The sequence below is a fragment of the Priestia sp. TRM10 genome, from assembly GCF_057808375.1.
The window spans coordinates 941,476-965,865 of the sequence record NZ_JBJZOT010000013.1; the positions used below are offsets into that span (position 1 = coordinate 941,476).

The following is a 24,390-nucleotide window of genomic DNA, read 5'->3' on the forward strand; positions in this document are numbered from 1 at the left end:
CAAAAAAAAAGAGAAATCGGACGAAAAATGTTATATTGTCAGAAGTTTTGACATTAAAATTGAGCATTTCTTTTCATATGTTATAGTAATGGTATAAAAGATAGAATTTTTTGAAAAAGAGGGGAAAAATGAACACACTTTCTTGTTTAGAAGACCTCCATCATCTATCTTTATCTCAGAAAGAAAGAATAATGGAAGTTGCAAATACTCTCCAACTTACAGCAGATATTGCAAAGTCAGATATGTTTATTGATTGTTCCCTTTCTGAAGATAAAGCAATGATTGTTGCACAAGCTCAGCCTGCAACAGCTTCTTCTTTATATAAAAGAAATATTATAGGAGAAACAGCAACAGAACAAAATGAACCAGGGGTGTTTTTTAGCCTAAGAACAGGTAATACCATTACGAACTCACGGGGCATCACCCAAGAATGTGTTATCGTTCAGCAAGATATCGTACCTATTGTTGATAACAAAGGAACTACTATTGGGGTGCTCATAAGAGAGCGAGATATTTCAGAAGAAATGATGACTAATAAACGGATTGAAGAGCTGTTAATTCCAAAAGAAAGTGTAGACAGGGAGGGAACGGTGAAATCTCTTATTCAAAAAGAAATTCATCACCGTGTAAAAAACAACCTGCAGATTATTTCAAGCTTGCTTAGATTGCAAACGCGCCGAGCTCATTTTGAAGTATCGGATATCTTGCAAGATAGTGTAGCAAGGATTGAGACGATTTCAATTATACATGATTACTTAGCACAAGATGGAATAGAAGCCGTGAACATTGTGCTCGTAATGGAGCGAGCCGCTGATATGCTTCTAAGCCTAGCCTCTGTGCCAGAAAAAAAAATCTCGCTTTCGGTTAAAGGGGAGCCTACTTTTTTACCATCTAATCAAGCAACATTCGTTTTACTTATTGTGAATGAACTTGTTCAAAATTGTCTCAAACATGCTTTTGGACAACAAGAGAGTGGAAAAATCAGTATTACAGTAATCTGCCGTAAACAAATAGCAAACATTACGGTTGAAGATAATGGTAGAGGAATAATTGAGGACAAGTCGTCCTCGCTTGGACTGCAGCTTGTACATACGTTGGCAGCCGAGCTGAACGGCGTTCTCTCCACTTTTTCATCAGAAGACGGAACAAAAATGACGCTCACATTTCCTATAGCAAAAGCGGTGATGTTATGAAAGACCGAGTGATGGTTGTAGATGATGAACCTATTACACGTCTGGATATAAAAGAAATGCTTGAAGAGCGGGGGTATAACTTAGTTGGGGAAGCTAAAAATGGTGAAGAGGCAATTGAAAAAGCAAAACATCTTGCTCCAAACCTCATCATTATGGACATAAAGATGCCTATTTTAGATGGTGTAAAGGCTTCTTCTATTATAAAGAAACAATCGGATTGTGCAATTTTACTTTTAACAGCTTACAGTGATCAAGAATTAACGATAAAGGCTAAAAAAGCAGGAGTCACAGGATACCTTGTAAAACCTGTGAAAGAAAGGGAGCTTATTCCCGCTGTTGAAATTGCTTTAAGTCAACGTGAGAAAGAGCTAGAGCTCTCTAGAAAAATTGCTCTTTTAGAAGAAAAAATAGAGCATCGTAAAAAAATTGAAAAAGCAAAAGGAATTCTAATGAAAGTAAAAGGATATTCAGAGGAAGAGGCATATCGAAAACTTCAAAAAAAGAGTATGGAAACTCACCTATCAATGGTGGAAATAGCGGAACAGGTTATAGTAAAAGTGAATAAATAAAAGCAATGGCGCTTTGAAGACCCTCTACATGTTGTAGGGATTCTTCAAAGCGTTTTTTCGTTAGGAGGAGGAGTTTTGAGCGAATATTGGATAAAAAGTATAGGAATTGACATTGGCACAAGCACAACAAAAGTCATTTTAAGCAGGCTTCTTATTAATGAAAGGAAGGATGGTTTTAGCCTCCCTGTTTGCCGCATTATTGATCGAGAAGTGACCTATACAGGCTCTTTATATGAAACACCTTTAGAAACCGAAGATATGATTCATATTGAAAAGCTAAAGAGTCTTCTTTCAAAAGAGTATCAAAAAGCTAACGTTAACTTAAAAGACATTAAAGGAGGAGCTGTCATTATTACAGGTGAAACAGCTCGAAAAGAAAACGCTGAAAGTATTATTCATTATTTGGCAGATAAAGCAGGGGACTTTGTTGTTGCAACAGCAGGAGATAGCCTAGAAGGTATTCTAGCTGGAAAAGGATCCGGAGCTATGAAACGTTCAGAAGAGATAAATGGAACAGTTGCGAATGTTGATATTGGGGGTGGAACCGCAAATGTGGCATTTTTCCAAGATGGAAAAGCTGTAGCTTCCCTTACTTTCCACGTTGGGGGACGCCTTGTTCGTTTAACAGAAGATGGAGAAGTGGAGTATGTAGCGCCATCCCTCTTTAACTGGCTTTCTTATCGATCTATTAATCTAAAAAAAGGAGGCATTTTATCGTATAAGCAAGCTCAAAACCTCTGTCAAAAATTGAGTGAAGACTTGTTTGCTTACTTATTAAGCAACGATAAACAAGGTGGAGAGCTTTTGCTGACAGGAGACTATAATGAAGTGCTTCCTAAGCCTGATGAAATGATGATTTCTGGGGGAGTTGGGGCAATGATGAATAATGCACAAATTCATACAATGAAAGATGCAGCAAGGTATGGAGATATTGGTCCGCTCTTAGCCTCCGTGATTCCGACTGCTCTTCCCTTGTTAAGTGTGTGTATTAAAAAAGCAGTTGAGACAAATAGAGCAACGGTGATTGGGGCTGGTATGCAAAGCATGGATGTAAGTGGAGCAACTGTTCATGTGCAAAAAGAACTTTTACCAATCAGAAATATCCCGCTTTTAAAAGTAAAAACAAGTAAAAAAGGAGAGTGGAGCTCTCTTGAGTTCTCAAGGAGATTGAGAGAAAAAATAAAGCATGCAAAAGAAGTGTTTGATACAAACCAAAATCCACCGTTTGCCTTAACGCTCCTTGACATGCCTTATTGTTCGTACGTGATTTTACAGGAAATGGCTCAGGCTATTCATGAAGAAATGGAAAAAGAGTTTAAAAAGGAAAATATTGTCGTTGTTTGCCAAGACGATGTAGCAAAAGCGCTCGGTCAAGCCCTCAAAAAACGGTGCGCCGAGGATGTGAATATTGTTTGCATTGATGGCGTGCAGGTCGCTGATGGAGATTATATAGATCTTGGGATGCCTATTGGAGGAGAAGCGATTTCGGTTTCTGTTAAAACACTTGCATTTCATCAATAGAAGGAGGAAAAAGAATGAACAAAAAAACAACTATTCTCGGACAAACGTATTCTTTTAAAAGTTTAAAAGAAATTATGGCAAAAGCAAATGAAGAAAAATCAGGAGATGAGCTTGCGCGTGTTAGTGCTGAAAATATGAAAGAAAGAATGGCAGCTAAAACTGTACTGTCAAATGTTACACTTGCAGATTTTCGCAACTATCCGCTTCTTGAGGATGAAGTAGCTAGAGTGATTGAAGAAAGTGTTGAAGAGAATGTATACAGAGAAATACGAACTTGGACTGTTGCCGATTTAAGGGAGTATATCTTACATGACGAAACAACAGGAGAGAATTTGTTAACCATTTCAAAAGGGTTAACAAGTGACATGATTGCAGCAGTAGCTAAGCTGATGTCTAATCTAGACTTAATTCAAGCTGCCGCTAAAATTCAAGTTATTACCCATTGTCAAACGAAAATTGGACAGCCAAAAACTCTTGCATCCCGCGTTCAACCTAATCATCCATCAGATCGATTGCAAGGAATGCGCGCTTCTTTATATGAGGGATTAAGCTATGGGATTGGAGATGCGGTAATCGGGATTAACCCTGTTATTGATACAACAAGTAATATTTATGACCTTCTTTTGGAAACAAAAAATATTATAACGGAATTTTCTATTCCAACTCAAAACTGTGTTCTTTCCCATGTTACAAGTCAGATGAGGGCAATTGAAAAAGGAGCGCCTGCTGATCTTATTTTCCAATCACTCGCAGGTACAGAGGAAGGGAACGAGTCCTTTGGTATATCCATTTCTCTGCTTGATGAAGCACACCAGCTGATGCAAGAAAAAGGAACAGCACTTGGGTCAAACAGGTGGTATTTAGAAACAGGACAAGGATCTGAACTTTCCTCAAACAGCCATTATGATATTGATCAACTGACTTTAGAAGCGCGCTGCTATGGTCTTGCTAAACGTTATAATCCATTTATTGTGAATACGGTTGTTGGATTTATTGGACCAGAGTATTTGTATGATAGCAAGCAAGTGATAAGGGCAGGGCTTGAAGATCATTTTATGGGGAAAATGCATGGACTTCCTATGGGGGTTGATGTTTGTTATACAAATCATATGAACGCAGATCAAAATGATATGGATAACTTGAGTATGCTGCTTGGCACAGCAGGTGTGAATTTTGTTATTGGTGTACCAATGGCAGATGATTGCATGTTGAACTATCAGTCATTAAGCTATCACGATATCGCAACATTGCGAAATGTACTTAATTTATCTCCTGCTCCGGCCTTTTCAGCTTGGCTTGAAAATCAAGGGATTACAGAAAACGGAAAGTTAACGAGACAAGCAGGCGACCCTACCATTTTTATGAAAGTGAAATAAAGAAGGAGGAAAAGAGGATGAGAGAAAAAGAAGAGAAAATTGCTTATTTAAAACAATATACACCAGCACGAATTGGAGTAGGCAGAACAGGTACAAGGCCTCTCACACAAGATTTTTTGTCATTCCGGATTGATCATGCTGCTGCGGTTGATTCTGTTTATGGAGAAGTTAGTGAAGAAACATTAGCGGAATTTAATCTTTTTTCTGTTACAACTCGTTTTCAAACAAAAGAGCGGTATTTAAAGCGCCCTGATGAAGGGAGACTTCTTTCATTAGAAGGGCGCAATCTTATTAAAAAGGAATGCATAACACATCCCCAAGTACAAATTGTGATAGCGGATGGGTTGAGTGCAAATGCCATTGAAGAGAATATCCGAGATGTATATCCTGCCTTAATAGATTCGCTAACATCATATAAGTTAACTGTTGGAACTCCTTTCTTTTTAAAGGGGGGAAGAGTTGCCTGTATGGACGATATTGGTGAAATCTTAAAACCTGAAGCTTTTATTCTTCTCATTGGGGAAAGACCTGGGCTTGTTTGTGCTCACTCACTAAGTGCTTATATGTGTTATAGACCAAGGAAGGGAACGAAAGAATCAAGCCGAATGGTTATTTCAAATATTCACCGTCAAGGTACATCGCCTGTTGAAGCGGCAGCGCACATTGGGACGCTTATAGACCAGATGTTAGCCCAAAAAACGAGTGGCGTAAGTCTTGTTGTTTAAAAGAGGGAGGAATAAGGGTGGAGAAAATTGGAACATACGTTATTTATATTTTAATGATTTCTGCTATTATCGGAGGAATTGCAGCTATTAAAAATAAAGAAAAAGGAATAGGAAAGGAATTTATGGAAGGTATTCATTCCATCGGTTATATTTTTATCCCAACTGCAGGCATTATGGCGTCTATTCCATACTTATCTCAACTTATTGAATCTGTCTTTGGTCCGCTTTTTGTAAAGCTTGGAGCAGATCCATCAATTGCAGCAACATCCCTTATTGCCGTTGATATGGGCGGTTATCAGCTAGCAGAGGCGTTAGCTCAAACAAAGGAAAGCTGGATTATGGCTATGATTATTGGATATATGGCAGGAGCAACCATTGTATTCTCTATCCCAACAGGCCTTGCCATGCTCCAGAAAAAAGATCACAAGTATATGGCGCTTGGGGTAATGTCAGGGGTTTTAGCTATTCCCATTGGCGTGTTAGTAAGCTGTTTACTCATTGTCTTTACAAATCCAACCATTCGGTCTGCCGTTTCCACAAACTCTTCTGTAGTGTATGAGCTTAGCCTTAGCCTTGGAACAATATTCATGAACCTCATTCCGTTAATTGTTTTTGTAGGTTCTCTTGCAATAGGATTACGCTTTTTCCCAGACAAAATGATTAAAGGATTTATGATATTTGGTCGCGGTCTTGATGCTTTCTTAAAGCTTGTTCTCCTAATCTCCATTGTTGAACATTTTACAGGAGCATTTAGCACTCTTTTTGGAAGTTTTGGATTTAGTCCGATTGTAGCTGATGAACAAGATCAATATAGAGCACTTGAAGTAGCAGGATATATTGGGTTAATGCTAGCTGGAGCCTTTCCATTTGTATACTTGATGCAAAAGTATTTAGCCCTACCTCTTGAAAAAATAGGAAATCAATTTGGCATTAGTAAAGAAGGAAGCGCTGGTATTCTTGCAGCATCCGCGAACATTTTAGCAATGTTCCGTCTTGTAAAAGATATGCCTGCTAAAGATAAAGTAATGAACATTTCCTATGCGGTTTGTGCTGCTTTCTTATTTGGAGATCATCTTTCATTTACAGCGAATTTTCAACCTAACTTAATTTTGTATATTATGATTGGAAAATTCGTAGGAGGAGCATCAGCTCTTGTTCTTGCAAAATACCTTTCTGTTCCAAAAGCAATTGAACTTGAAGAAAAAGAGAAAAAAGAAGAGTCAGACATTGAAACTGTAAATTCAGCGGCTATATAAAGTGCTCATTTTTGAGCGCTTTTTTATTTTATAAGAGTATTTTTATTCATAAAGGGTAAGGAGACCATAAAAGAAATTAAGGAAAAGAAAGGATGATAAAGAATGAACAAGATATATGGGAATACGCCCCCTTTTTTAGGAGCAAAAAATGCATCAACGGGAAAAGGGAGAGAAGAGACAGACGTTTTAATATATGGAGTGCCATGGGAAGGAGCTGTAACATGGGGGGACTATACAGGATGTGAACTTGGTCCAAAAGTAATTCGGCTTTCTTCCGCTCGTTATAGCGGCTATTTGCCTGAGCTGGATCATATTGATGTTTTTGAACATTTAAGTTTAGGAGATATGGGAGACGTTGACGTTGTTCCAGCTAGTGTAGAAGAAACAATGAAGCGGATTGAAACATTTTCTAAACGAGTATGGAAAGAGAACAAATTTCCGGTTGCATTTGGAGGAGATCATGGGATTACATATCCAATTATGAAGGCCCTAACGGAGACGCAGCAGGGAAAGAAGTTTGGTATCATTCACCTTGATGCTCACTATGATAATATGGTTTCACACGAAGGAGATGAATTCGCAAGATCAACCCCTTTTGCAAGAATATATGAACTAGATGGAATCCGAAATGAAAGCATTATTCATACAGGGATTCACGGGCCGCGAAACAAACCTGAAAGTGGTCAGTATGCAAAAGAAGCAGGAGCAGAGACTGTTACAATTCGAGACATTAGAGAATGTACAAACATAAAAGAGCTTGCCCAAGACGTTTATAAAAAAGCAAGTCACAATGTTGATGGAGTGTATTTAACGATTTGTAGTGATGTTTTAGATTATGCCTTTAACCCAGGCGGTCCTGTTGATGGAAACGGGTTAACATCTTATGAACTATTAACATTAGTGCATGAATTTGCCAAAAGGGGCATTGTAGGAATGGACTTTGTTGAAGTATATCCTCAGCAAGATCCAAGTCAGTTTTCTGCCCATTTTGTCTCAACGGTTGTTCTCTACGCGCTTGCGGGAAAAATAGAAGGAGAAAGCTAAAGTTTAAGGTTTTTAAACTTTAGCTTTTTATTTTGCTAAAAATTGTTTTTGACATCTTTCCGACATAATTGCTTGTTATAGTCTAAATACACTCAAGGAAACGTTAAAAACGTTGAATTGATAAAAACATGATTTAAGAGATCAAAGTTAGTAGAAGTCCGGACTCTATTAGCCTCAGTAAATCATCGTTTTAAATGATAATGAGGTGAAAAAATGAAAAAGTTTATGTACAAAAGAATGGATCTTATCCTGCTAGGGATTATTCTTCTTTCTGCTTTCTTAAACATCTATAACATTTGGAAAAACGATTATGCGAATGCTTATTATACGGCAGCAGTAAAAAGCATGCTCGAAAACTTCCACAATTTCTTCTATGCTTCTTTTGATCCAGCAGGTTTTGTAACAGTGGATAAGCCGCCGCTTACATTTTGGATTCAAACATTAAGCGCTGCGATTTTTGGTTTGCATGGATGGAGCGTTATGTTACCACAAGCTTTAGCTGGAGTTGGATCTGTTGTTCTTCTATACTTCCTTCTAAAACCAACCTTTGGAATTACAGGAGCTAGAATCGCAAGTCTGACAATGGCGATTACACCAATTGTTCCTGCCATAAGTCGTTCAAACAACATTGATAGTATGCTTGTTTTTACTCTTTTAATTGGGGTGTGGATGCTATTTAAAGGCGTTAGAAAAAACAAAGCTATTTGGGTAATTGGAGCTTTTGCCATGATTGGACTTGGCTTCAATATGAAAATGATGCAAGCTTTCATGGTTGCTCCTGCGTTTTATCTTTTCTACATAACTGCAGCAAAGGTGAAGTGGAAAAAGAAAATAGGGATATTAGCAAGCGCAACAGCTGTTATGATGGCATTGTCTCTTTCATGGGCTGTTGTTGTTGATAGTGTCTCAGCAGATGATCGCCCTTACATGGGCAGCAGTCAAACGAACTCTGTGTTAGAGCTTGCTTTTGGATATAATGGTGTAGCTCGTTTAACAGGTCAAGGACAAGGTACACCAGGAGGCGGTGGTGCTGGTGGTGATAAAGGAAATGGAGCTGAGATGCAGGCTCCACCAAATAGAATGGAACAAGGAGAAGCGCCAGAGGGAATGCCATCAGGAACTCCACCAAATGGTCAAGGTGGACCAAATCAGGCTAATGATACAAACACAACAAATAGTGATAATTCAGCGAGCAATGATTCTTCTAATACAGATTCATCTTCTACACAAGATAGCACAAACTCAGAAACTCAGACGTCTGAAGGTAATGAACAGCGTGATTTTCTAAATAGAGGAGATCAAGGTGGACCAGGTGGTCAAAATGGGGGAGGAATGTTCAATACAGGCACTCCAGGGTTCTTCCGTTTGTTCCAAATTGGCTTAGCAGATCAAATTAGTTGGGTTCTTCCGTTTGCTCTTTTCGGATGCGTTGGTTTACTTTCGGGAATTCGTTTGCGAAAACAGTGGAGTGATGAGGAAAAAGAAAGCCTATTCTGGCTTGCATGGCTTGGTCCTGTTGGTGTCTTCTTTAGTATTGCAGGTTTTTTCCATCAATACTACCTCATCATGTTAGCTCCTCCAATTGCAGCATTTGTTGGAGCAGGATGGGTTAAACTATTTAAGCTTTATCAAACAGAAAAAGGATTTAAATCAATGTTGCTTCCTATTGCAATTCTAGCAACAACTGCTTTTGAAGTCTTTACATTGAAATCTTATATAGATCAAATTGGGATGGTTTGGAGCATTGGAGTAGGAGTAGCAGGGACATTGCTTTCGCTAGCGCTATTCTTCTTCAAACAAAAAGAGAAACGAGCGACATATTTTGTGTCCTTAGCAGCCCTTCTTGCCCTTCTTGTTATTCCTGCTTTTTGGGCAAGCACTCCTATTATATACGGAGATGGAAATAGTGTAATGCCGGCAGCTGGTCCTACAACGGTGGGAAATGGAAATATGAAGATGGGTGAAGGACAAAACAGCATTAATGAAAATTTAGTTTCTTACCTTAAGAAACATAGCGATGGAGAAACTTACTTATTTGCTACATCTAATGCCTCTTCTGCTGCTCCTTACATTATTGAAGGTGAAACAGTCATGGCGATGGGTGGATTTTCAGGATCAGATCCAATTTTAACAACAGAGAAGCTTGAAGAAATGGTTAAAAACAATGAAGTGAAATACTTCTTAATTGGTGGCGGAGGTCCTGGTGGCAGCTCAGATTTACAAACATGGATCAAAGAGCATGGAGAAGAAGTGCCACAAGAAGAATGGAACGGTACGTCGTCGAACAGTGATTCTGATAGCGATTCAAATAGCGGAATGCCTGGTAGAGGAGGTCAAAGCGAAACGCTTTACAAAGTAGAACTATAAAAGATGTAGATTTGTAAAAGGAGAAACGTTTCTCCTTTTACAAATTCTATTCATAGGAGGTTATAAATGAGATGGAACATATAAAATATTCGATTATTATTCCTGTTTATAATGAAGAAGAAGTTATTGAAACAACGTACGAACGTTTAAGTAATGTAATGCATTCTACAAAAGAAAAATACGAGCTTTTATTTGTAAATGACGGAAGTCAAGATAAGACGGTAGAAATTTTGAAAGAGATTAGCTTGCGTGATTCATCTATTAAACTAATTGATTTTTCAAGAAATTTTGGTCATCAAATTGCGATTACAGCAGGAATGGATTATGCAAAAGGAGAGGCAGTTGTTGTAATTGATGCAGATTTGCAAGATCCTCCAGAACTTATCCTCGACATGATTGACAAATGGAAACAAGGGTATGAAGTTGTATATGCGAAAAGAACAAAGCGAAAAGGAGAAACCTTTTTTAAAAAGCAAACAGCAGCAATGTTTTATAGAACACTCCGCTCTATGACAGACATTGACATTCCTATTGACACAGGAGACTTTAGACTTATTGATCGTAAAGTATGTGAGCAAATGAAAGGTCTTCAAGAAAAGAACCGATTTGTTCGGGGACTTGTTAGCTGGGTTGGTTTTCATCAAACGGCTGTTGAATATGAACGTGATGAGCGAGCTGCAGGGGAAACAAAGTATCCACTTAAAAAAATGTTAAAGTTATCTCTTGATGGAATTACATCGTTCTCTTATAAACCATTGAAATTAGCAACGTATGCGGGTTCTCTTTTTTCAGGAGCAGGATTTGTTTACATGCTGTATGTTTTATATTTGAAATTCTTTACAGAAAGCACTGTCACAGGTTGGGCTTCACTTGTGATTATTCAGCTATTTTTTAGTGGGGTTGTGCTCATTCTTCTTGGCGTAATTGGAGAATATATCGGACGCATCTATGATGAATCAAAAGGTCGACCTTTATATATTGTACGTGACATATATGGTACAGAAACGTCTTTAAAGAAAGAGAAGCAAATGATTCATGAATAAAGGAAGAACGTTTCTCAAATTTTGCATTGTGGGAGCTTCTAATACGATGATTGATTTTCTCGTTTTTACCCTTCTCGTTTTTGGGGGTATGCCAGCTGTTCTTTCCCAAGTAATTTCTTATAGTTGCGGGCTTTTTAACAGCTATATCCTAAATCGGAAATGGACGTTTAAACAATCATCTAAAGCTCAAAGAAGTGAACTATTCCGTTTTGTTCTCATCAACATGCTAACGCTTTTAATAACAATGAAATGTTTACTTTTATTTTCAGAGCAATTAGGATGGTCTCTTTTAATCAGCAAGGTGGGAGCTACCATCATCGGTTTGGGGATTAACTTTATAGGAACGAAAGCATGGGTATTTAAAGCACAAAATGGATAGAAAAAGAAATCAAATAAAATGGAGGAGAAAAAGATGAAGAAAGTAAGAAAAGCCGTTATTCCAGCAGCAGGGTTAGGTACTCGTTTTTTACCTGTTACAAAATCAATTCCAAAGGAAATGTTGCCGATTGTCAACAAACCGACAATTCAAATTATTGTAGAAGAAGCGCTGAAATCGGGAATTGAAGATATTATAATTGTGACCGGAAAAGGAAAACAAGCAATTGAAAATCATTTTGATTATGATGCTGAGCTCGAGAGACATTTAAGTGAGCAAGGAAAAGAAGAACAGCTTAATGCTATTCAACATGTTTCAAACTTAGCTAATATTCATTATGTTCGTCAAAAAGAACCAAAAGGTCTTGGGCATGCTATTTCTTGTGCTCGCACTTTTATTGGAGATGAGCCATTTGCGGTCCTTCTTGGAGATGATTTAACTTACTCTGAAGAACCTTGCTTGAAACAGCTCATTAAGCAATATGAGAAAAAAGAGTGTTCAGTTGTTGGCGTTCAGCCTGTCCCAACCGAAGAGATCAGCAGGTACGGAGTAATAGATCCGGCTGAGAAAGAACACCGCCTTTATCGAGTAGATTCGTTTGTTGAAAAACCGCAACCTGAAGAAGCTCCTTCAAATTTAGCTATTATTGGTCGCTATGTTTTTACGCCAGAAATTTTTACTTACTTAGAGAAACAGAAAGAAGGAAAAGGAGGCGAAATTCAGCTCACAGATGCTATTGAAGCGATGAATGAGTTACAAGCTGTTTTTGCTTATCAATTTGAAGGTCAAAGATATGATGCAGGCGAGCCGCTCAGTTTTCTTTTAACAAACATTTCTTTCGCTTTAGAAGATAAGGAGCTTCGCGAACCAATGTTGAAAGAGCTTAAAAAGCTGGTCGAAAAAAGTGAACTTCATCATACATCCTAATGTAAAAAGCACAAAGTTGTTGGATTTTTTAACAACTTCGTGCTTTTTTTGTGAACAACACCAATTTTTAATAAAAACACTAGCGTAGTCTTGCTCACATATGGTACGATTTTCTTCGGAAAAATGTTATAGGAAAGATGAATGAGGTGATGATTGTGCAACCTTATTTCTATTTAGCTCTAGCTATTATTTTAGAAATTATCGGTAGCTCTATGCTTAAATCGTCAGCAGGATTTACGAAGCTTATCCCAAGTATAGGAGCCGTTGCTGGCATAGGAGCTGCTTTTTATTTTCTTTCTCTATCTCTTCAAAACATACCATTAAGTATGGCTTATGCTATTTGGTCTGGCGTTGGTACGGCTCTTACCGCTCTTGTTGGCATTATGATTTGGAAAGAAAATATAAGCATATATAGTGTAATAGGAATTATCATGATTATTGGTGGGGTTATCGTTTTAAATATGAAAGCTGCACCACATTAAAAACGCTTAAGCTTAGTGGCTTAAGCGTTTTTTAGTCACCCGACAACCCCGCCGACCTGGTTAAGTGTCCCGCAACAAGCGAATAATATGGGGAGCGGGTGACATATATAGCGTGTGTAAAACACGCAAAAATATACTTCCCTTTTTTCTTTCTATCAAAACTCTTTTTTATTTAAAAGATAAAAAGTTCAACTTTAATTTAATTTTTAATGAATTTATAAAGGATAATAAAAAAAGTAATTTCTGAATATTATAATTTTTTACATAAAAAGTAGAAAATTAAGATAATTTGGCAAAAAAGCAGGGGATATAAAATAATTGTCTAATTTAAGTAGGTGGGAAAGAGAAATGACTTTTGATGGTAGAAAAATAACGAAGATAATGTAGCAATAAAATGAGTGACAAACATGGGGGAACTGGTAGTGGACATATTAATGGATAAAACATTAGGAGCGCTATATGGTTTAGCAATTGGCGATGCAATGGGAATGCCTGGGGAACTCTGGAGTAGAAGGAGAATTAAACAACACTTTGGTAAAATTGATACGTTTATCTCAGGACCACAAGAAAACGAAGCTGCACGCTATTATAAAAGCGGACAATACACAGATGATACAGCCCAAAGCATCGCTATTTTAGATGCTTTAATTGAGCGGAATTTTATTCCATCAACAACAGTAATTGCCGATCATCTTATTGAGTGGGCTGAACAAAATCAAGCTTTTGAACACAATATTCTTGGCCCGAGTTCAAAAATAGCGTTACAAACGATTCGGACAGGGGGAAATGCTTCTACTGTTACAGCGAAAGCTGAAACAAACGGAGCAGCAATGCGAATTGCTCCTATCGGATGTCTCATTCCATCTAATTACATGGAAGAAATTGTGAGGTATGTTTATGAAGTTAGTCGAGTAACGCATGGGTCAGATGTTGCTATTAGTGGAGCAGCAATGGTTGCGATGGCTGTTAGCGCCGCATTTGAAGATTGCAGTTGGGAGGAGATCATCCAAAAGGTAAAAGATACTTATAGTTGTTCGCTTAGCTTATATGGGACAGAAACTTTTAGTCCATCATTAAAAGCAAGACTTGATCTTTGTTTGCAATATGCAGAGAAATTTAAGAATGAAGAAGACGCTTTTGCCGATCACCTTTATCACATTATCGGAGCGGGGACATTAACGTGTGAATCCGTGCCGACAGCTTTAGCTTTGGCGTATTATACAAAGGATGTTCATAAATGTAGTATCATGTGTGCCAATTTAGGAGGAGATACGGATACTATTGGAGCTATGGCAACAGCAATATGCGGAGCGAAGGTAGGAATTACAGGAATTTTACCAGAATGGATTGAGACGATTAACAGAAGCAATGGAGTCGATTTTACTTACTATGCTGAACACCTTGTGAAATATCGAAGATTTCATTATTAAGGGGGAGGAAAATGAGTAAACCATCTTCATCTATTTTTTTGTCACCTTCTGAGCGGTCGGGAAAACCAAAGGAACTCTTTTTTATTTGGTTTGCAAGTAATATTGGAATTTTAGGTGTTGTATACGGCACAATGATTGTCGGGTTTGGCCTTAGCTTTTTTCAATCGCTGCTTGCGGCTATGCTTGGATCGCTATCTTTTATCCTTGTTGGATTAACAAGTATTTCGGGTAAAAATACGGGAGCAAATATGCTCACGTTATCTCGAGCAGCTTTCGGAAGAAAAGGAAACTATTTTCCAACGTTGATGGTCTGGATGAGTTTTGTTGGTTGGCTTGCTGTTAATGTTATTACAGGCACTTTAACATTGTTGTCATTACTTAATGTTTGGGGTTTAAATACAACATCGTTGCTAACCGTTGTCAGCCTTTTTGCTTTTTCTCTTCTTGTTTTACTTTCAAATTTATTTAGTCAAAAGGTACTTGTAAAAGCTCAAACCATTTTTACATACGTTTTTGGTTTGTTAACTCTTTTTGTAATAGCCTTACTTATCCCGAAAACAAACTGGCAAGCTTTGTTTCAAATAAATAACGGGGATTGGTTAACGTCTTTTCTTCCTGCTGTTTCTATTATTATTGCAGGCACTGGCATTGGATGGGTAGGGGCTGGCGCTGATTATAGTCGTTATCAACATCCTAAAACTTCTTCTCAATCCGTTGTTATGAGCGTAACTTTAGGAGCTTTTTTTCCGTTATTTATTATTATGAGCGCTGGGATTTTAATGACAACGTCCGTTCCATCATTAGGAACAGCGGATAATCCAATTAATGTAATTAGTCAAGCTCTTCCATCTTGGATGACGGCTCTTTATTTTCTTACAGCTTTAGGTGGGTTAATTCCGCAATGTATTTTAAGTTTAAAATCAGCGCGTACAAATTTACAGACGTTAGACATTCATGTGAAAGACTCCACAGCGATTTTTATCCATGCTATCATTATTATTGCTCTTCCTGTGTATGTTTTGTTTTTCTCTCAAAATTTTCTAGGAGATTTTCAGATTTTCTTAGGGTTAGTCGGAATTGGGTTAGCTTCTTGGGGAGCTACGTTTCTCGTTGATTTTGCTCTTGTTCGGAGGAAATTTGGGTATGATGAAAAACTGTTGAGCAACAAGGCAGAGGTAATAAATCCAGCGGGACTTTTAAGTTGGTTGATTGGAATTGCGGCAGGTCTGGCGTTTACAAATACGTCATTTTTTACTGGGCCATTTGCAAGAGGGATTTTTAAGGATAGCAGTTTAGGTGTATTATTAGCATTTATTGTGAGTGGAGTTGTACAAGCTGTTTTAGTAAATGTGCAATCTTCAAAGAGTAGAGGTGTAGAAAGTGGAAAAATGGCAAAATGAAGACACGAACGAGCCTGGACCGAAAGGAAAAGTACTTATTCTCGGTGCAGCTATTATTGATGTAATCATTAAAGTAGCAGAGCTTCCTAAAAGCGGTCAAGATATTTTTGGAAGAGCGGATCAAGTGACGGTTGGTGGTTGTGCTTATAATGTATCAAGTGTGTTAAAACAGCTTTGTATTCCACATGACTTACTTATCCCTGTTGGAGAGGGGATTTGTGCAAAGATCATTAGAGAGGAGCTTCTGAAAGAAGAATATCCGCTTCTTATTGAAGAACCATATGACAACGGCTGGAGTTTGTGCATTGTTGAAGAAGGTGGAGAACGAACATTTATAAGTATACCAGGAATTGAAACACAGTGGAGAGAAGAATGGTTTCAAGTTATTGAAATTGAAACATACGACTATATTTATATATCAGGATACGAATTAGAAGGTCCTTCAGGTTATATCGTTACAAAAGCGCTTGAAAAACGGAAAAAAGAAGCCAAGCTAATTTTTGATCCAAGTCCAAGAATCAAATTTATTGATGAAAGCGTTATAAAAAAGGTTTTGACAAAAGGAACAATTGTTCATTCGAATAAGGCAGAACTTCTTTGCCTAACAAGTGAAAGCTCTGTTGAAGATGGAGCACGTGCTATTTTTGATAAAACGGGTGAACCTGTAATTATTACATTAGGTGCTGAAGGAACGTTCTTTTACACAGAAGAAGAAAGTGACCTTATTCCATCAGAGCCTGCTCTTGTCGTTGATACAATCGGTGCAGGTGATTCCCACCTTGCTTGTTTTATTGCAGGTCTTGCTGTCAATTTATCGTTAAGAGAAGCGTGTGCAGTTGGAAATGGTATTGCAAGGCTTGTTGTACAGCAATCAGGTAGTAAACTTGTTTTATAAAAGAGATGATGCGAATTTCGCATCGTCTCTTTTTTTAGTGATTTCTGCTAAAGAAAAACAATACACATCACATTTTTTCCAAAAAGCAAGAAGTAGTGTTAAAAGATATGACAATTGTGAGGTTTGAATTTGGAAAATCGTTTATTATTTACAAAAGATTACTAAGGGAATTGCTTTTTTTGTAAGAATATATGACATACCTTACTTTTTTAAAAAGAAACAGGAAGGAGAGGAGAAAGAGGGATGGAGAATATATATGACATTCTAACTTTGTTGAAATGTTCTAAACCAAAAGCTGTTTTAGCTACTATTATCGAAGTAGAAGGATCATCATATCGCAAAGAAGGAACATCAATGCTCTTATTGGAAAATGGAGAAAAAGCAGGTGTTTTAAGTGCAGGCTGTTTGGAAGAAGATTTATTTCAACGTGCAACAGACTTCTTTGGAACATCAAAATCGGCTACTTTTACATTTAACATGAAGAGTGAAGACGACTTGCTATGGGGGACTGGAGCGGGATGTAATGGAATCATTCACGTGCTTGTTCAAGGAATAGATGAAAAACTGCGTAAGCATTTACTAATGCTTGGAGAATTTTTAAAACACGGCAAAACTGTAACCATTGTAAAGAAAATTACGCATGATTTAAGAGTTTCTCACTATCTGTTCATTTCAGAAGATGAATATGTTTTCGGAGAGTGGGAAGGAGCAGTTTCTCCAAATGTAAAAAAATTGATGTTATATGGAAAAGAAAAGAGTGGTGTGGCATTTTTTAACGAACATGCCTCATATGTATATGTTCACTGTTTTTATCCAAAACCAAGACTTCTATTATTTGGAGGTGGAGAAGATGCTATCCCCCTTGCAAGACTTGCAGCTCAAACCGGTTTTTCTGTGACAGTAACAGATTGGAGAAGAAGTTACTGTCACAGAGAAGCGTTTCCTCTTGCAGATGAGCTCATTGTCTCTTTTCCACATGAAGTAATCAATAAAATGACTATTCAGTCTAAAGACTTTGTTGTCATCCTCACCCATAATTTTCAACGTGACCAAGAAATTTTATCTCTTCTAGAAAAGAAACAGCTTCAGTATGTAGGAGTACTAGGATCTAGAAATAGAACGAAGCGGCTCTTTGAGGGAAGAGAAGTTCCTCCTTATATATACAGTCCAGTTGGTCTCTCAATAGGAGCAGAAGGACCTGAAGAAATTGCGGTTAGTATTGTGGCGCAGCTTGTTCAGCAACAGCGTTTAGCAGTGCGAGAAAGCCGTACATCAGCATGAAAATAGCAGGAATCTTTCTAGCTGCAGGTTCCAGCAAGAGAATGGGAGTAGATAAATTATCTTTACCTTTTCAAACCTCTACCATCGGGAATACATCTCTTTCACATGCTCTTTTATCTCAACTTCATACCATTATCGTTGTTCACCGTCCAAATGATGATCTTTTTTGGATGAACAAAAGTGATAAAAGAGTTCACTTCGTTTCTTGTATAAGAGCTGAAAAAGGGCAGGCATATTCATTAAAGAGTGGTGTGCAAGAAGCAATATATCAACAAGCAAATGCAGTTGTTGTTCTTCTGGCAGATCAGCCTTTTGTAACGTCTACAATGGTTAATGATCTAATGTTTACCTACTCTAAGCAACCGTTCCTTTCCTTTATTGCCCCTCGTTTTCAAGGAACGATGGCGCCTCCTATCTTATTTGCGGCTAGTATGTTTCCTCTTCTTTTAAGTTTAGAAGGAGATATAGGAGCTAGGAAGATCTTGAAACACAGAAGTGATGGTCTTTTTCTTTCTTATAAGGAAAAGAAGTGGCTCTATGATATTGATACAAAAGAAGCATATGAACATGTTTTTGAGGAAAGGAGAAAATGATGATTAACGAAGCAATGACAAGCACGCCATATGTTTGGATACCAAATACAATTACAGAAGCTCTGGATATGAAGAGAAAGCTAGGACTAAAAGCAGAATTTATTGCAGGGGGCACCCTCCTTCAAATTCAATGGGAAAAAAGCGGAGAGATGCCGAAGCATTTAATTAGTTTAGAAAACATAACAGAACTTACAGGTATTACGGAATGTAAAGAAAAAGAACTTTCTATTAGACTAGGTGCTCTCTCAACGCTCTCACATTGTCTTAAAAATGCCCTTATTAAAAAGTACGCTCCATTCTTACAAGAAGCTCTTAGAGAAATAGGCTGTGTTTCTGTTCGGAACAGAGGAACAATTGGAGGAAACATAGCTGGTGTTTATGGGGATCTTCTTCCTCTTTTGGTTGCAATTGATGCAGAAATTGAAGTGTTTACACTAAAAGGTTATGAACGAAAGAAAATCGTGAAATGGTTAGAGGAGCGGAAGCTTAATCGTATCTATGAAGAAATAGTAACGGCCATTTATCTTAAAAAGCAATATGAATTCACCTTTTATCAAAAAGTAGGCGGCAGGGAAGCTTTTACACTTTCAACGCTAACAGTTGCTGGCTATATTGAAAAAGATAAGGAAGAAATAAAGGAAGTTCGTCTTGTAACAGGCTATGCAAACAATGAGACAAAACGCCTTTTTGATTGTGAAGACTGGATTAAAAAAAATATCAAAAAAAGAGAAGATTTCAGGTTATTAAAAGAAAAGATAAAAAAAGAATTTCGCCCTTATACAGATGCTATTGCTTCTGGAACATATCGCCAAAAGCTTGCTTATAACATTATTGAAGAAAAAGTATACAAAATTTTATTTGGCGGGAAGACGAAAGAGGAGGGGCTTTAATGAACGAAACGGTAAAAGACAGAGTTCGTCCTGATGGAAAAGAGAAAGTAACAGGAGAACTTAAATATTTAACAGACTTAACTTTTCCAAATATGCTGTACGGAAAAGTACTCAGAAGTAAGTATCCTCATGCAAATATCCTCTCAATTTGTACGAAAAAAGCTGAAGAATTAGCAGGAGTAAAAGCGGTTGTAACAAGTAAAGATGTGAAGGGAATGAATCGATTTGGAATTGTTTTTCCTGATCAACCTGTTTTTTGTGAAGAGCGAGTTCGCTATATAGGAGATGCTATTGCAGCAGTAGCGGCTGAAAGTGAAAGGATAGCCGAACAGGCGTTAGAGATTATTGAAGTATGTTATGAAGAGCTTCCTATCATTTCTAGTCCAGAACAAGCCTTAGAGAAAAATGCTGTGAAACTTCATCCAAATGGCAATGTTTTATATCAAGCACAGTATGAAAAAGGAGATGTTGAAGAAGGATTTGCAAACTGTGACGTAATTATTGAAGAAACATATAAACTGCCTCGGCAAGCTCATCTTTATATGGAAACAGAAGGAGGAGTTGTTGTTCCAGAAGAGGATGGAAAAATTACGGCTTACATGGGAACACAGCATGGTTATAAAGATCGTTTTCAGCTTGCTCGCATTCTTGCCATTCCCGAACAGGATATAAGAGTAGTTTCAAGTCCAATGGGCGGCTCTTTTGGAGGGAAGGATGAGCTCAATGTGCAGCAATATGGAGCCATTCTTGCCCTGAAAACGCAGCAACCTGTGAAAATTCATCAAACTAGACGGGAATCTATTCGTTCAAGTATAAAACGTCATCCAATGAAAATTAGGATGAAAACAGGTGCAACAAGAAAAGGAAAAGTGCTTGCTCAAGAGACAAATATTATAGCAGATACAGGAGCATATGCAACATTAGGGCCAGCAGTATTGGATTTTGCAGTTGAACATGCTATAGGTCCTTATCTTATTCCACATGTTAAAACAAAAGGAGTTTCTGTTTTTACTAATAATGGTGTAGCAGGGGAGTTTCGAGGGTTTGGAGGAAATCAAATTACGTTTGCACTTGAAGGTCAAATGGATCGTTTAGCTGAGGAGCTTAAGATAGAACCTCTTCAAATTCGAGCTCAGAATCTTAGAGAAACGTTTGACCCAGGCCCTTTAGGTCAGAAAATTGCGCCAACAGATGGAGCGCGAGATGTGCTTTGTGCTATTGGAAAATCTCCTATTTTACAAAAAGAGAGAAGGAGAAAAGAAGGAAAGCTAATTGGAGTAGGAACAGCTATAACAATGCATGGTGGTGGGTTAGGGTTTGGACGGCTTGATGCAGCTGGTGGGCGACTTTCTTTAACGAAAGATGGAGAAATTGAAATATCTTTTGGATTTGAAGAATGTGGGCAAGGATTGCTATCTGTCATTGAAAATATTACAACAGAGGAGCTTGGATGTGCTCCAAAAGATTTGAAAATTGTGATTGGCGATACTAAATATGTTCCTTCTTCTGGATCTTCAACTGCATCAAGAGGCACAAGTATGGTATGGCAAGCAATCCAAAGAATGAAAGGAGAATTTAAAGCTCAATTACTACAAGGAGTTTCTCAGTTTCTCAATTTGCCGACTGACTGCCTTTTATTAGGAGGAGGAGGGATATGGTATAAACAAGACGAGCGTGAATATAACCTTTGCCTAACATACAAAGAAGTGGCTAAGCACGTTTTTTCTCACAAACTCCCTTGTGTAGAAACTCATTTTCATTTTCCAACAACTCCTGATGCTGTTGTTGGAGGTCATTTTCTATACGCGTTCGGGGCTGTTGCAGTTGAAGTTGAAGTAGACGTTATAACAGGAATGGTGAAAGTGTCACAAATGGACCATGCTATCGCGGCAGGACCTGTTATAAGCGAACGAGGTTATCAAGGGCAAATTGAAGGAGGAGCGGCTATGGCTCTTGGTTATTCTCTAATGGAAGATTCACATATATGTAGTGGGTTATATACAAGAGATAATATTGACACATACCTTATTCCAAGTATTTCAGATTTGCCTCTTCAAATGAACATAAGCAAAATTGAGACGCTCTATAAAGAAGATAGCTATGGTCCTAGAGGCGTTGGAGAAATCGGAACAATTGCTGTTGCTCCTGCTATTGCAGCAGCTGTTTATGATGCTACTAAGTGCTTTGTAAATAAACTTCCTCTTCAACCTGAAAATATATTAGATCATCTTGAGGAAGGAGCGAAAAAATGAGCTATGAAAAACTAGAAAAGCATCATTTGAAAGAAGAACGAGAAAAATTAAAGCTTACTTTTTCTGTGAACGATGAAGAATTTACAATCACTGTCTCTCCAACAAAAAGACTTGTCGATATTTTACGAGATGATCTCTCTTTAACAGGTACAAAAGTTTCGTGTGGAATTGGTAGATGTGGGGCATGTTTGGTTTTAATAGATGGGAATTTAGTGAATTCGTGTTTGTTGCTCTCTTATCAAGTTAAAAATGCGCACATTACTACAATTGAAGGATTAACAAAAGGGGACTTAGATGTTTGTCAAAAAGCTTTTTTAAATGAAGGTGGATTTCAGTGTGGATATTGTACATCAGGAATGATTATGGCCACTAAATATTTGTTTCAAGAAAACGAAAGCCCAACAGATTGCGAAATTAAAGAAGGCTTGTCTGGAAATCTTTGTCGCTGTACAGGGTACGGAGGAATTTACAGAGCCGTTGATAGCATCAAACGAACGCTTGATTCTCAATCAAAGATAGAATTATAGCGTAATCACTTCACTATATTCTTTCATTTTTTAGGAGGTTAAATGCCGTTTCGTCCTTCACTAAGTTGAATAAATTATAAAAGATGAATCAATGTACGAAGTGAAGGAGGAAGACAGGCGTCAGGGATAAATTTTTGTGGACCTCTAGGCAACTGTGGGGAGGAAGGAGCGACGGGAGTAACGGGAGCGACGGGCCCACCAGGTAATAGTGTGACAACAAGTGGAATGTTTACTTCAAACACGCTTGGATCTGTGATTGTTGTTGCCTTAGGTGGATCAACAAATATTCGCCTTCCGAACAACCAAAGTTTAGGAAGCTTTATCGTAAGTGCAAATGATACAGTTTTCACTGTTCCTGAAACAGGTCGCTATTATATTACGTATCAAATTAATACAACAGTTGGCCTTGGTATTGGAACTGGAGCAAGGGTAACAGCAAATGGGACGCCTATCCCAGGTACAATCTTAGTTCCGGCTGTTAGTAATGCGACATTTTACAGAGATTGTATTACGCCGCTTACAGCAGGGAGTACACTTTCTCTTCAGCTTTTTAGCAGCATTTTATTAACGGCTACTCTAATATCTGGTGGAGGAACAATCGGAGCTTCTCTCAACGTAATAAGAATTCAATAGGAGAATGAAGAAAACCTTGCTTGAGTTAAAGAAGGTCTTTTTAGCATGTGCCTCTATTCTGACAAAAAAAGAAGGAAGAAATTTATCGTATAAAACAGTGCTTTTTTATAAATTATAAGAAGAAATTGAAACATAAAGAGATGAAAAATGATGAAAGCAAAAAGCATAGTGAAAGGACTAGCGTTTGTTTTATTTTTATATGTTACATACGCTGTAGTAACAGCAGTTGTTTTATTTTATCTTCCTATTGAAAAAATGGATGAAGCTAGTAGAAGTACAGCTCATGTTTGGAAAGATCAGCATTCTAAAGATGACCGAGTACTGCTTCTTGAAGACGGCTATAACTCAGGAATTGCTCGAATAAAGATGATTCAAGAAGCAAGGAATTCAATTGACATTGCCTATTATTCCATTGGAAAAGGAGAATCTACTGATTTCGTTTTAGGAGCGTTGTTTCAAGCAGCAGACCGAGGTGTACGTGTACGCGTGCTTTTGGACGGTATTTGCCATAATCTACGAGGAAAAAGAAGTGATGTTCGATATGCTTTAGCTTCACATCCGAATATCCAGCTAAAATACTATGAGCCATTTACACTATTAAAGCCATGGACTTGGAATAATCGCCTTCATGACAAAATAATGATGGCAGATGAGGATTTAGCCATTATTGGAGGGAGAAATATAGGAGACAAGTACTTGGCGAAGACCCCTTCTGATGATTTTGTTTATGATCGGGATACGATAGTATTTAATGAAACACAGCGCAAAGATAGCGTTATTATTCCAATGAAAAACTATATGAATGAACTGTGGAAGCATCCCTATACAAAGACTATTTTCCAAAACCTTTCTAAAAGTGAACAAGAAAAGGGAGAACGCGTGAGAGATCGTTTGAAAAATAAATATCAAAAAGCAAAGGAAATTCAAAATGAATTTGTGAGTCCACTTTTTCAGTGGAAAACATCAACAGTGCCTGCTCATAAAGTTGCTTTTATTCATAATCCAATCGAACGGTTTCATAAAACACCTGTTGTTTGGGAGAGTTTAATCTCACTCGGAAAACAAGCTCATACTTCTATGGTTATTCAGAGTCCTTATATTGTTCCAACTAAAAACATGGAAAAATATCTGCCTCGTAAAAGAAATGAAAAGCTAGAGACAACGGTTCTTACTAATTCGTTAATTTCTACACCGAATGCTCTTGCTTTTGCGGGATATATGGCATCAAGAGATCATATTGTTCAAACAGGATCTACGCTTTATGAATACGGTGGACCACATTCTATACATGGAAAGTCCATTGTTTATGATCAAAGCTTGAGCGTTGTTGGGTCTTTTAATATTGATTCACGTTCAGTTTTCTTGAATACAGAATCTGTTCTTATTATTGATAGTGAGTCATTTGCATCTGAGTTAACGAAAGCTATTGATGATAAAGTAGAGCATAGTGCGCTTATAGCGAAAGACCAACAGTATGTACGAAAACCTTATGAAGAGAAACAAAAAGCACCTTTTTTAAAATCTACATTCCTTCGTATACTTTCTAAAATGACCGTGTTATGGAAAGAACTTATTTAACTCACATAGTATAAATGCTTAAAACCCTTATC

22 protein-coding genes are annotated in these 24,390 nt (G+C 37.7%); all 22 read left to right on the plus strand.

The window, feature by feature from the left end; genetic code table 11:
- The first annotated feature begins 128 nt into the window (after nucleotides 1–128).
- The 22 genes from ACK3CR_RS15920 (at nucleotide 129) to ACK3CR_RS16025 (ending at nucleotide 24,358) form a co-directional block, all read left to right on the plus strand.
- Entirely contained in the window at nucleotides 129–1,193 is a 1,065-nt protein-coding gene (locus ACK3CR_RS15920) for a sensor histidine kinase (RefSeq protein ID WP_430238914.1), read from the plus strand.
- The gene (locus ACK3CR_RS15925; RefSeq protein WP_328124785.1) at nucleotides 1,190–1,762 is read left to right on the plus strand and encodes an ANTAR domain-containing response regulator; all 573 of its coding nucleotides are present in this window, start codon (nucleotides 1,190–1,192) and stop codon (nucleotides 1,760–1,762) included. Before ACK3CR_RS15920 ends, ACK3CR_RS15925 begins: the two co-directional genes overlap by 4 nt.
- 75 nt (nucleotides 1,763–1,837) lie before the next feature.
- Nucleotides 1,838–3,283 carry an ethanolamine ammonia-lyase reactivating factor EutA gene (locus ACK3CR_RS15930; protein ID WP_488975737.1) on the plus strand — a complete coding sequence of 482 codons (1,446 nt, stop codon included), beginning with the start codon at nucleotides 1,838–1,840 and terminating at the stop codon, nucleotides 3,281–3,283.
- Between the two features lie 14 nt (nucleotides 3,284–3,297).
- Entirely contained in the window at nucleotides 3,298–4,659 is a 1,362-nt protein-coding gene (locus tag ACK3CR_RS15935) for an ethanolamine ammonia-lyase subunit EutB (RefSeq protein WP_488975738.1), read from the plus strand.
- Between the two features lie 17 nt (nucleotides 4,660–4,676).
- Nucleotides 4,677–5,384 carry an ethanolamine ammonia-lyase subunit EutC gene (gene eutC / locus ACK3CR_RS15940; RefSeq protein ID WP_488975739.1) on the plus strand — a complete coding sequence of 236 codons (708 nt, stop codon included), beginning with the start codon at nucleotides 4,677–4,679 and terminating at the stop codon, nucleotides 5,382–5,384.
- A gap of 17 nt (nucleotides 5,385–5,401) precedes the next feature.
- Nucleotides 5,402–6,640 (plus strand): ethanolamine utilization protein EutH, encoded by a 1,239-nt coding sequence (gene eutH / locus ACK3CR_RS15945; protein ID WP_243510564.1) that lies wholly within the window; start codon nucleotides 5,402–5,404, stop codon nucleotides 6,638–6,640.
- Nucleotides 6,641–6,742: 102 nt separating this feature from the next.
- A complete protein-coding gene (locus tag ACK3CR_RS15950) occupies nucleotides 6,743–7,684 on the plus strand; it encodes an agmatinase family protein (RefSeq protein WP_488975740.1) in 942 nt (313 codons plus the stop codon).
- A gap of 213 nt (nucleotides 7,685–7,897) precedes the next feature.
- On the plus strand, nucleotides 7,898–10,051 hold the full coding sequence (locus ACK3CR_RS15955; protein ID WP_488975741.1) for an ArnT family glycosyltransferase: 2,154 nt from the start codon (nucleotides 7,898–7,900) through the stop codon (nucleotides 10,049–10,051).
- Nucleotides 10,052–10,122: 71 nt separating this feature from the next.
- The gene (locus tag ACK3CR_RS15960) at nucleotides 10,123–11,094 is read left to right on the plus strand and encodes a glycosyltransferase family 2 protein (protein ID WP_410914741.1); all 972 of its coding nucleotides are present in this window, start codon (nucleotides 10,123–10,125) and stop codon (nucleotides 11,092–11,094) included.
- A complete protein-coding gene (locus tag ACK3CR_RS15965; RefSeq protein ID WP_488975742.1) occupies nucleotides 11,087–11,473 on the plus strand; it encodes a GtrA family protein in 387 nt (128 codons plus the stop codon). The genes ACK3CR_RS15960 and ACK3CR_RS15965 overlap by 8 nt, the downstream gene beginning before the upstream one ends.
- A 33-nt stretch (nucleotides 11,474–11,506) precedes the next feature.
- The gene (gene galU / locus ACK3CR_RS15970) at nucleotides 11,507–12,397 is read left to right on the plus strand and encodes a UTP--glucose-1-phosphate uridylyltransferase GalU (RefSeq protein WP_328124775.1); all 891 of its coding nucleotides are present in this window, start codon (nucleotides 11,507–11,509) and stop codon (nucleotides 12,395–12,397) included.
- A 155-nt stretch (nucleotides 12,398–12,552) separates the two neighbouring features.
- A complete protein-coding gene (locus ACK3CR_RS15975) occupies nucleotides 12,553–12,879 on the plus strand; it encodes a DMT family transporter (RefSeq protein WP_061805143.1) in 327 nt (108 codons plus the stop codon).
- A gap of 422 nt (nucleotides 12,880–13,301) precedes the next feature.
- A complete protein-coding gene (locus ACK3CR_RS15980; RefSeq protein ID WP_243510545.1) occupies nucleotides 13,302–14,309 on the plus strand; it encodes an ADP-ribosylglycohydrolase family protein in 1,008 nt (335 codons plus the stop codon).
- Nucleotides 14,310–14,320: 11 nt separating this feature from the next.
- The gene (locus ACK3CR_RS15985) at nucleotides 14,321–15,709 is read left to right on the plus strand and encodes a purine-cytosine permease family protein (RefSeq protein WP_243510541.1); all 1,389 of its coding nucleotides are present in this window, start codon (nucleotides 14,321–14,323) and stop codon (nucleotides 15,707–15,709) included.
- Entirely contained in the window at nucleotides 15,690–16,604 is a 915-nt protein-coding gene (locus ACK3CR_RS15990) for a PfkB family carbohydrate kinase (protein ID WP_243510531.1), read from the plus strand. Before ACK3CR_RS15985 ends, ACK3CR_RS15990 begins: the two co-directional genes overlap by 20 nt.
- 243 nt (nucleotides 16,605–16,847) lie before the next feature.
- The gene (locus ACK3CR_RS15995; RefSeq protein WP_243510528.1) at nucleotides 16,848–17,885 is read left to right on the plus strand and encodes an XdhC family protein; all 1,038 of its coding nucleotides are present in this window, start codon (nucleotides 16,848–16,850) and stop codon (nucleotides 17,883–17,885) included.
- The gene (locus ACK3CR_RS16000; RefSeq protein WP_243510525.1) at nucleotides 17,882–18,478 is read left to right on the plus strand and encodes a nucleotidyltransferase family protein; all 597 of its coding nucleotides are present in this window, start codon (nucleotides 17,882–17,884) and stop codon (nucleotides 18,476–18,478) included. The genes ACK3CR_RS15995 and ACK3CR_RS16000 overlap by 4 nt, the downstream gene beginning before the upstream one ends.
- Nucleotides 18,475–19,368 (plus strand): FAD binding domain-containing protein, encoded by an 894-nt coding sequence (locus ACK3CR_RS16005; RefSeq protein WP_488975743.1) that lies wholly within the window; start codon nucleotides 18,475–18,477, stop codon nucleotides 19,366–19,368. The genes ACK3CR_RS16000 and ACK3CR_RS16005 overlap by 4 nt, the downstream gene beginning before the upstream one ends.
- Nucleotides 19,368–21,620 (plus strand): xanthine dehydrogenase subunit D, encoded by a 2,253-nt coding sequence (pucD, locus tag ACK3CR_RS16010; RefSeq protein WP_488975744.1) that lies wholly within the window; start codon nucleotides 19,368–19,370, stop codon nucleotides 21,618–21,620. The genes ACK3CR_RS16005 and pucD overlap by 1 nt, the downstream gene beginning before the upstream one ends.
- Nucleotides 21,617–22,147: a (2Fe-2S)-binding protein gene (locus ACK3CR_RS16015; protein WP_480380760.1), complete on the plus strand. Its 531-nt coding sequence runs from the start codon at nucleotides 21,617–21,619 to the stop codon at nucleotides 22,145–22,147. Before pucD ends, ACK3CR_RS16015 begins: the two co-directional genes overlap by 4 nt.
- A 210-nt stretch (nucleotides 22,148–22,357) precedes the next feature.
- On the plus strand, nucleotides 22,358–22,780 hold the full coding sequence (locus ACK3CR_RS16020) for a BclA C-terminal domain-containing protein (RefSeq protein WP_480380759.1): 423 nt from the start codon (nucleotides 22,358–22,360) through the stop codon (nucleotides 22,778–22,780).
- Between the two features lie 147 nt (nucleotides 22,781–22,927).
- A complete protein-coding gene (locus ACK3CR_RS16025; protein ID WP_488975745.1) occupies nucleotides 22,928–24,358 on the plus strand; it encodes a phospholipase D-like domain-containing protein in 1,431 nt (476 codons plus the stop codon).
- The last annotated feature ends 32 nt before the right edge of the window (nucleotides 24,359–24,390 follow it).

What these genes read in the sequence shown, in the direction of transcription:
- ACK3CR_RS16015 (WP_480380760.1), top strand. Translation starts at nt 21,617, where the DNA reads ATGAGCTATGAAAAACTAGAAAAGCATCATTTGAAAGAAGAACGAGAA.
- ACK3CR_RS15995 (WP_243510528.1), top strand. Translation starts at nt 16,848, where the DNA reads ATGGAGAATATATATGACATTCTAACTTTGTTGAAATGTTCTAAACCA.
- ACK3CR_RS16005 (WP_488975743.1), top strand. Translation starts at nt 18,475, where the DNA reads ATGATGATTAACGAAGCAATGACAAGCACGCCATATGTTTGGATACCA.
- pucD (WP_488975744.1), top strand. Translation starts at nt 19,368, where the DNA reads ATGAACGAAACGGTAAAAGACAGAGTTCGTCCTGATGGAAAAGAGAAA.
- ACK3CR_RS15925 (WP_328124785.1), top strand. Translation starts at nt 1,190, where the DNA reads ATGAAAGACCGAGTGATGGTTGTAGATGATGAACCTATTACACGTCTG.
- ACK3CR_RS15955 (WP_488975741.1), top strand. Translation starts at nt 7,898, where the DNA reads ATGAAAAAGTTTATGTACAAAAGAATGGATCTTATCCTGCTAGGGATT.
- ACK3CR_RS15960 (WP_410914741.1), top strand. Translation starts at nt 10,123, where the DNA reads ATGGAACATATAAAATATTCGATTATTATTCCTGTTTATAATGAAGAA.
- ACK3CR_RS15935 (WP_488975738.1), top strand. Translation starts at nt 3,298, where the DNA reads ATGAACAAAAAAACAACTATTCTCGGACAAACGTATTCTTTTAAAAGT.
- ACK3CR_RS16000 (WP_243510525.1), top strand. Translation starts at nt 17,882, where the DNA reads ATGAAAATAGCAGGAATCTTTCTAGCTGCAGGTTCCAGCAAGAGAATG.
- galU (WP_328124775.1), top strand. Translation starts at nt 11,507, where the DNA reads ATGAAGAAAGTAAGAAAAGCCGTTATTCCAGCAGCAGGGTTAGGTACT.
- eutC (WP_488975739.1), top strand. Translation starts at nt 4,677, where the DNA reads ATGAGAGAAAAAGAAGAGAAAATTGCTTATTTAAAACAATATACACCA.
- ACK3CR_RS15920 (WP_430238914.1), top strand. Translation starts at nt 129, where the DNA reads ATGAACACACTTTCTTGTTTAGAAGACCTCCATCATCTATCTTTATCT.
- ACK3CR_RS16025 (WP_488975745.1), top strand. Translation starts at nt 22,928, where the DNA reads ATGATGAAAGCAAAAAGCATAGTGAAAGGACTAGCGTTTGTTTTATTT.
- ACK3CR_RS15950 (WP_488975740.1), top strand. Translation starts at nt 6,743, where the DNA reads ATGAACAAGATATATGGGAATACGCCCCCTTTTTTAGGAGCAAAAAAT.
- ACK3CR_RS15985 (WP_243510541.1), top strand. Translation starts at nt 14,321, where the DNA reads ATGAGTAAACCATCTTCATCTATTTTTTTGTCACCTTCTGAGCGGTCG.
- ACK3CR_RS15965 (WP_488975742.1), top strand. Translation starts at nt 11,087, where the DNA reads ATGAATAAAGGAAGAACGTTTCTCAAATTTTGCATTGTGGGAGCTTCT.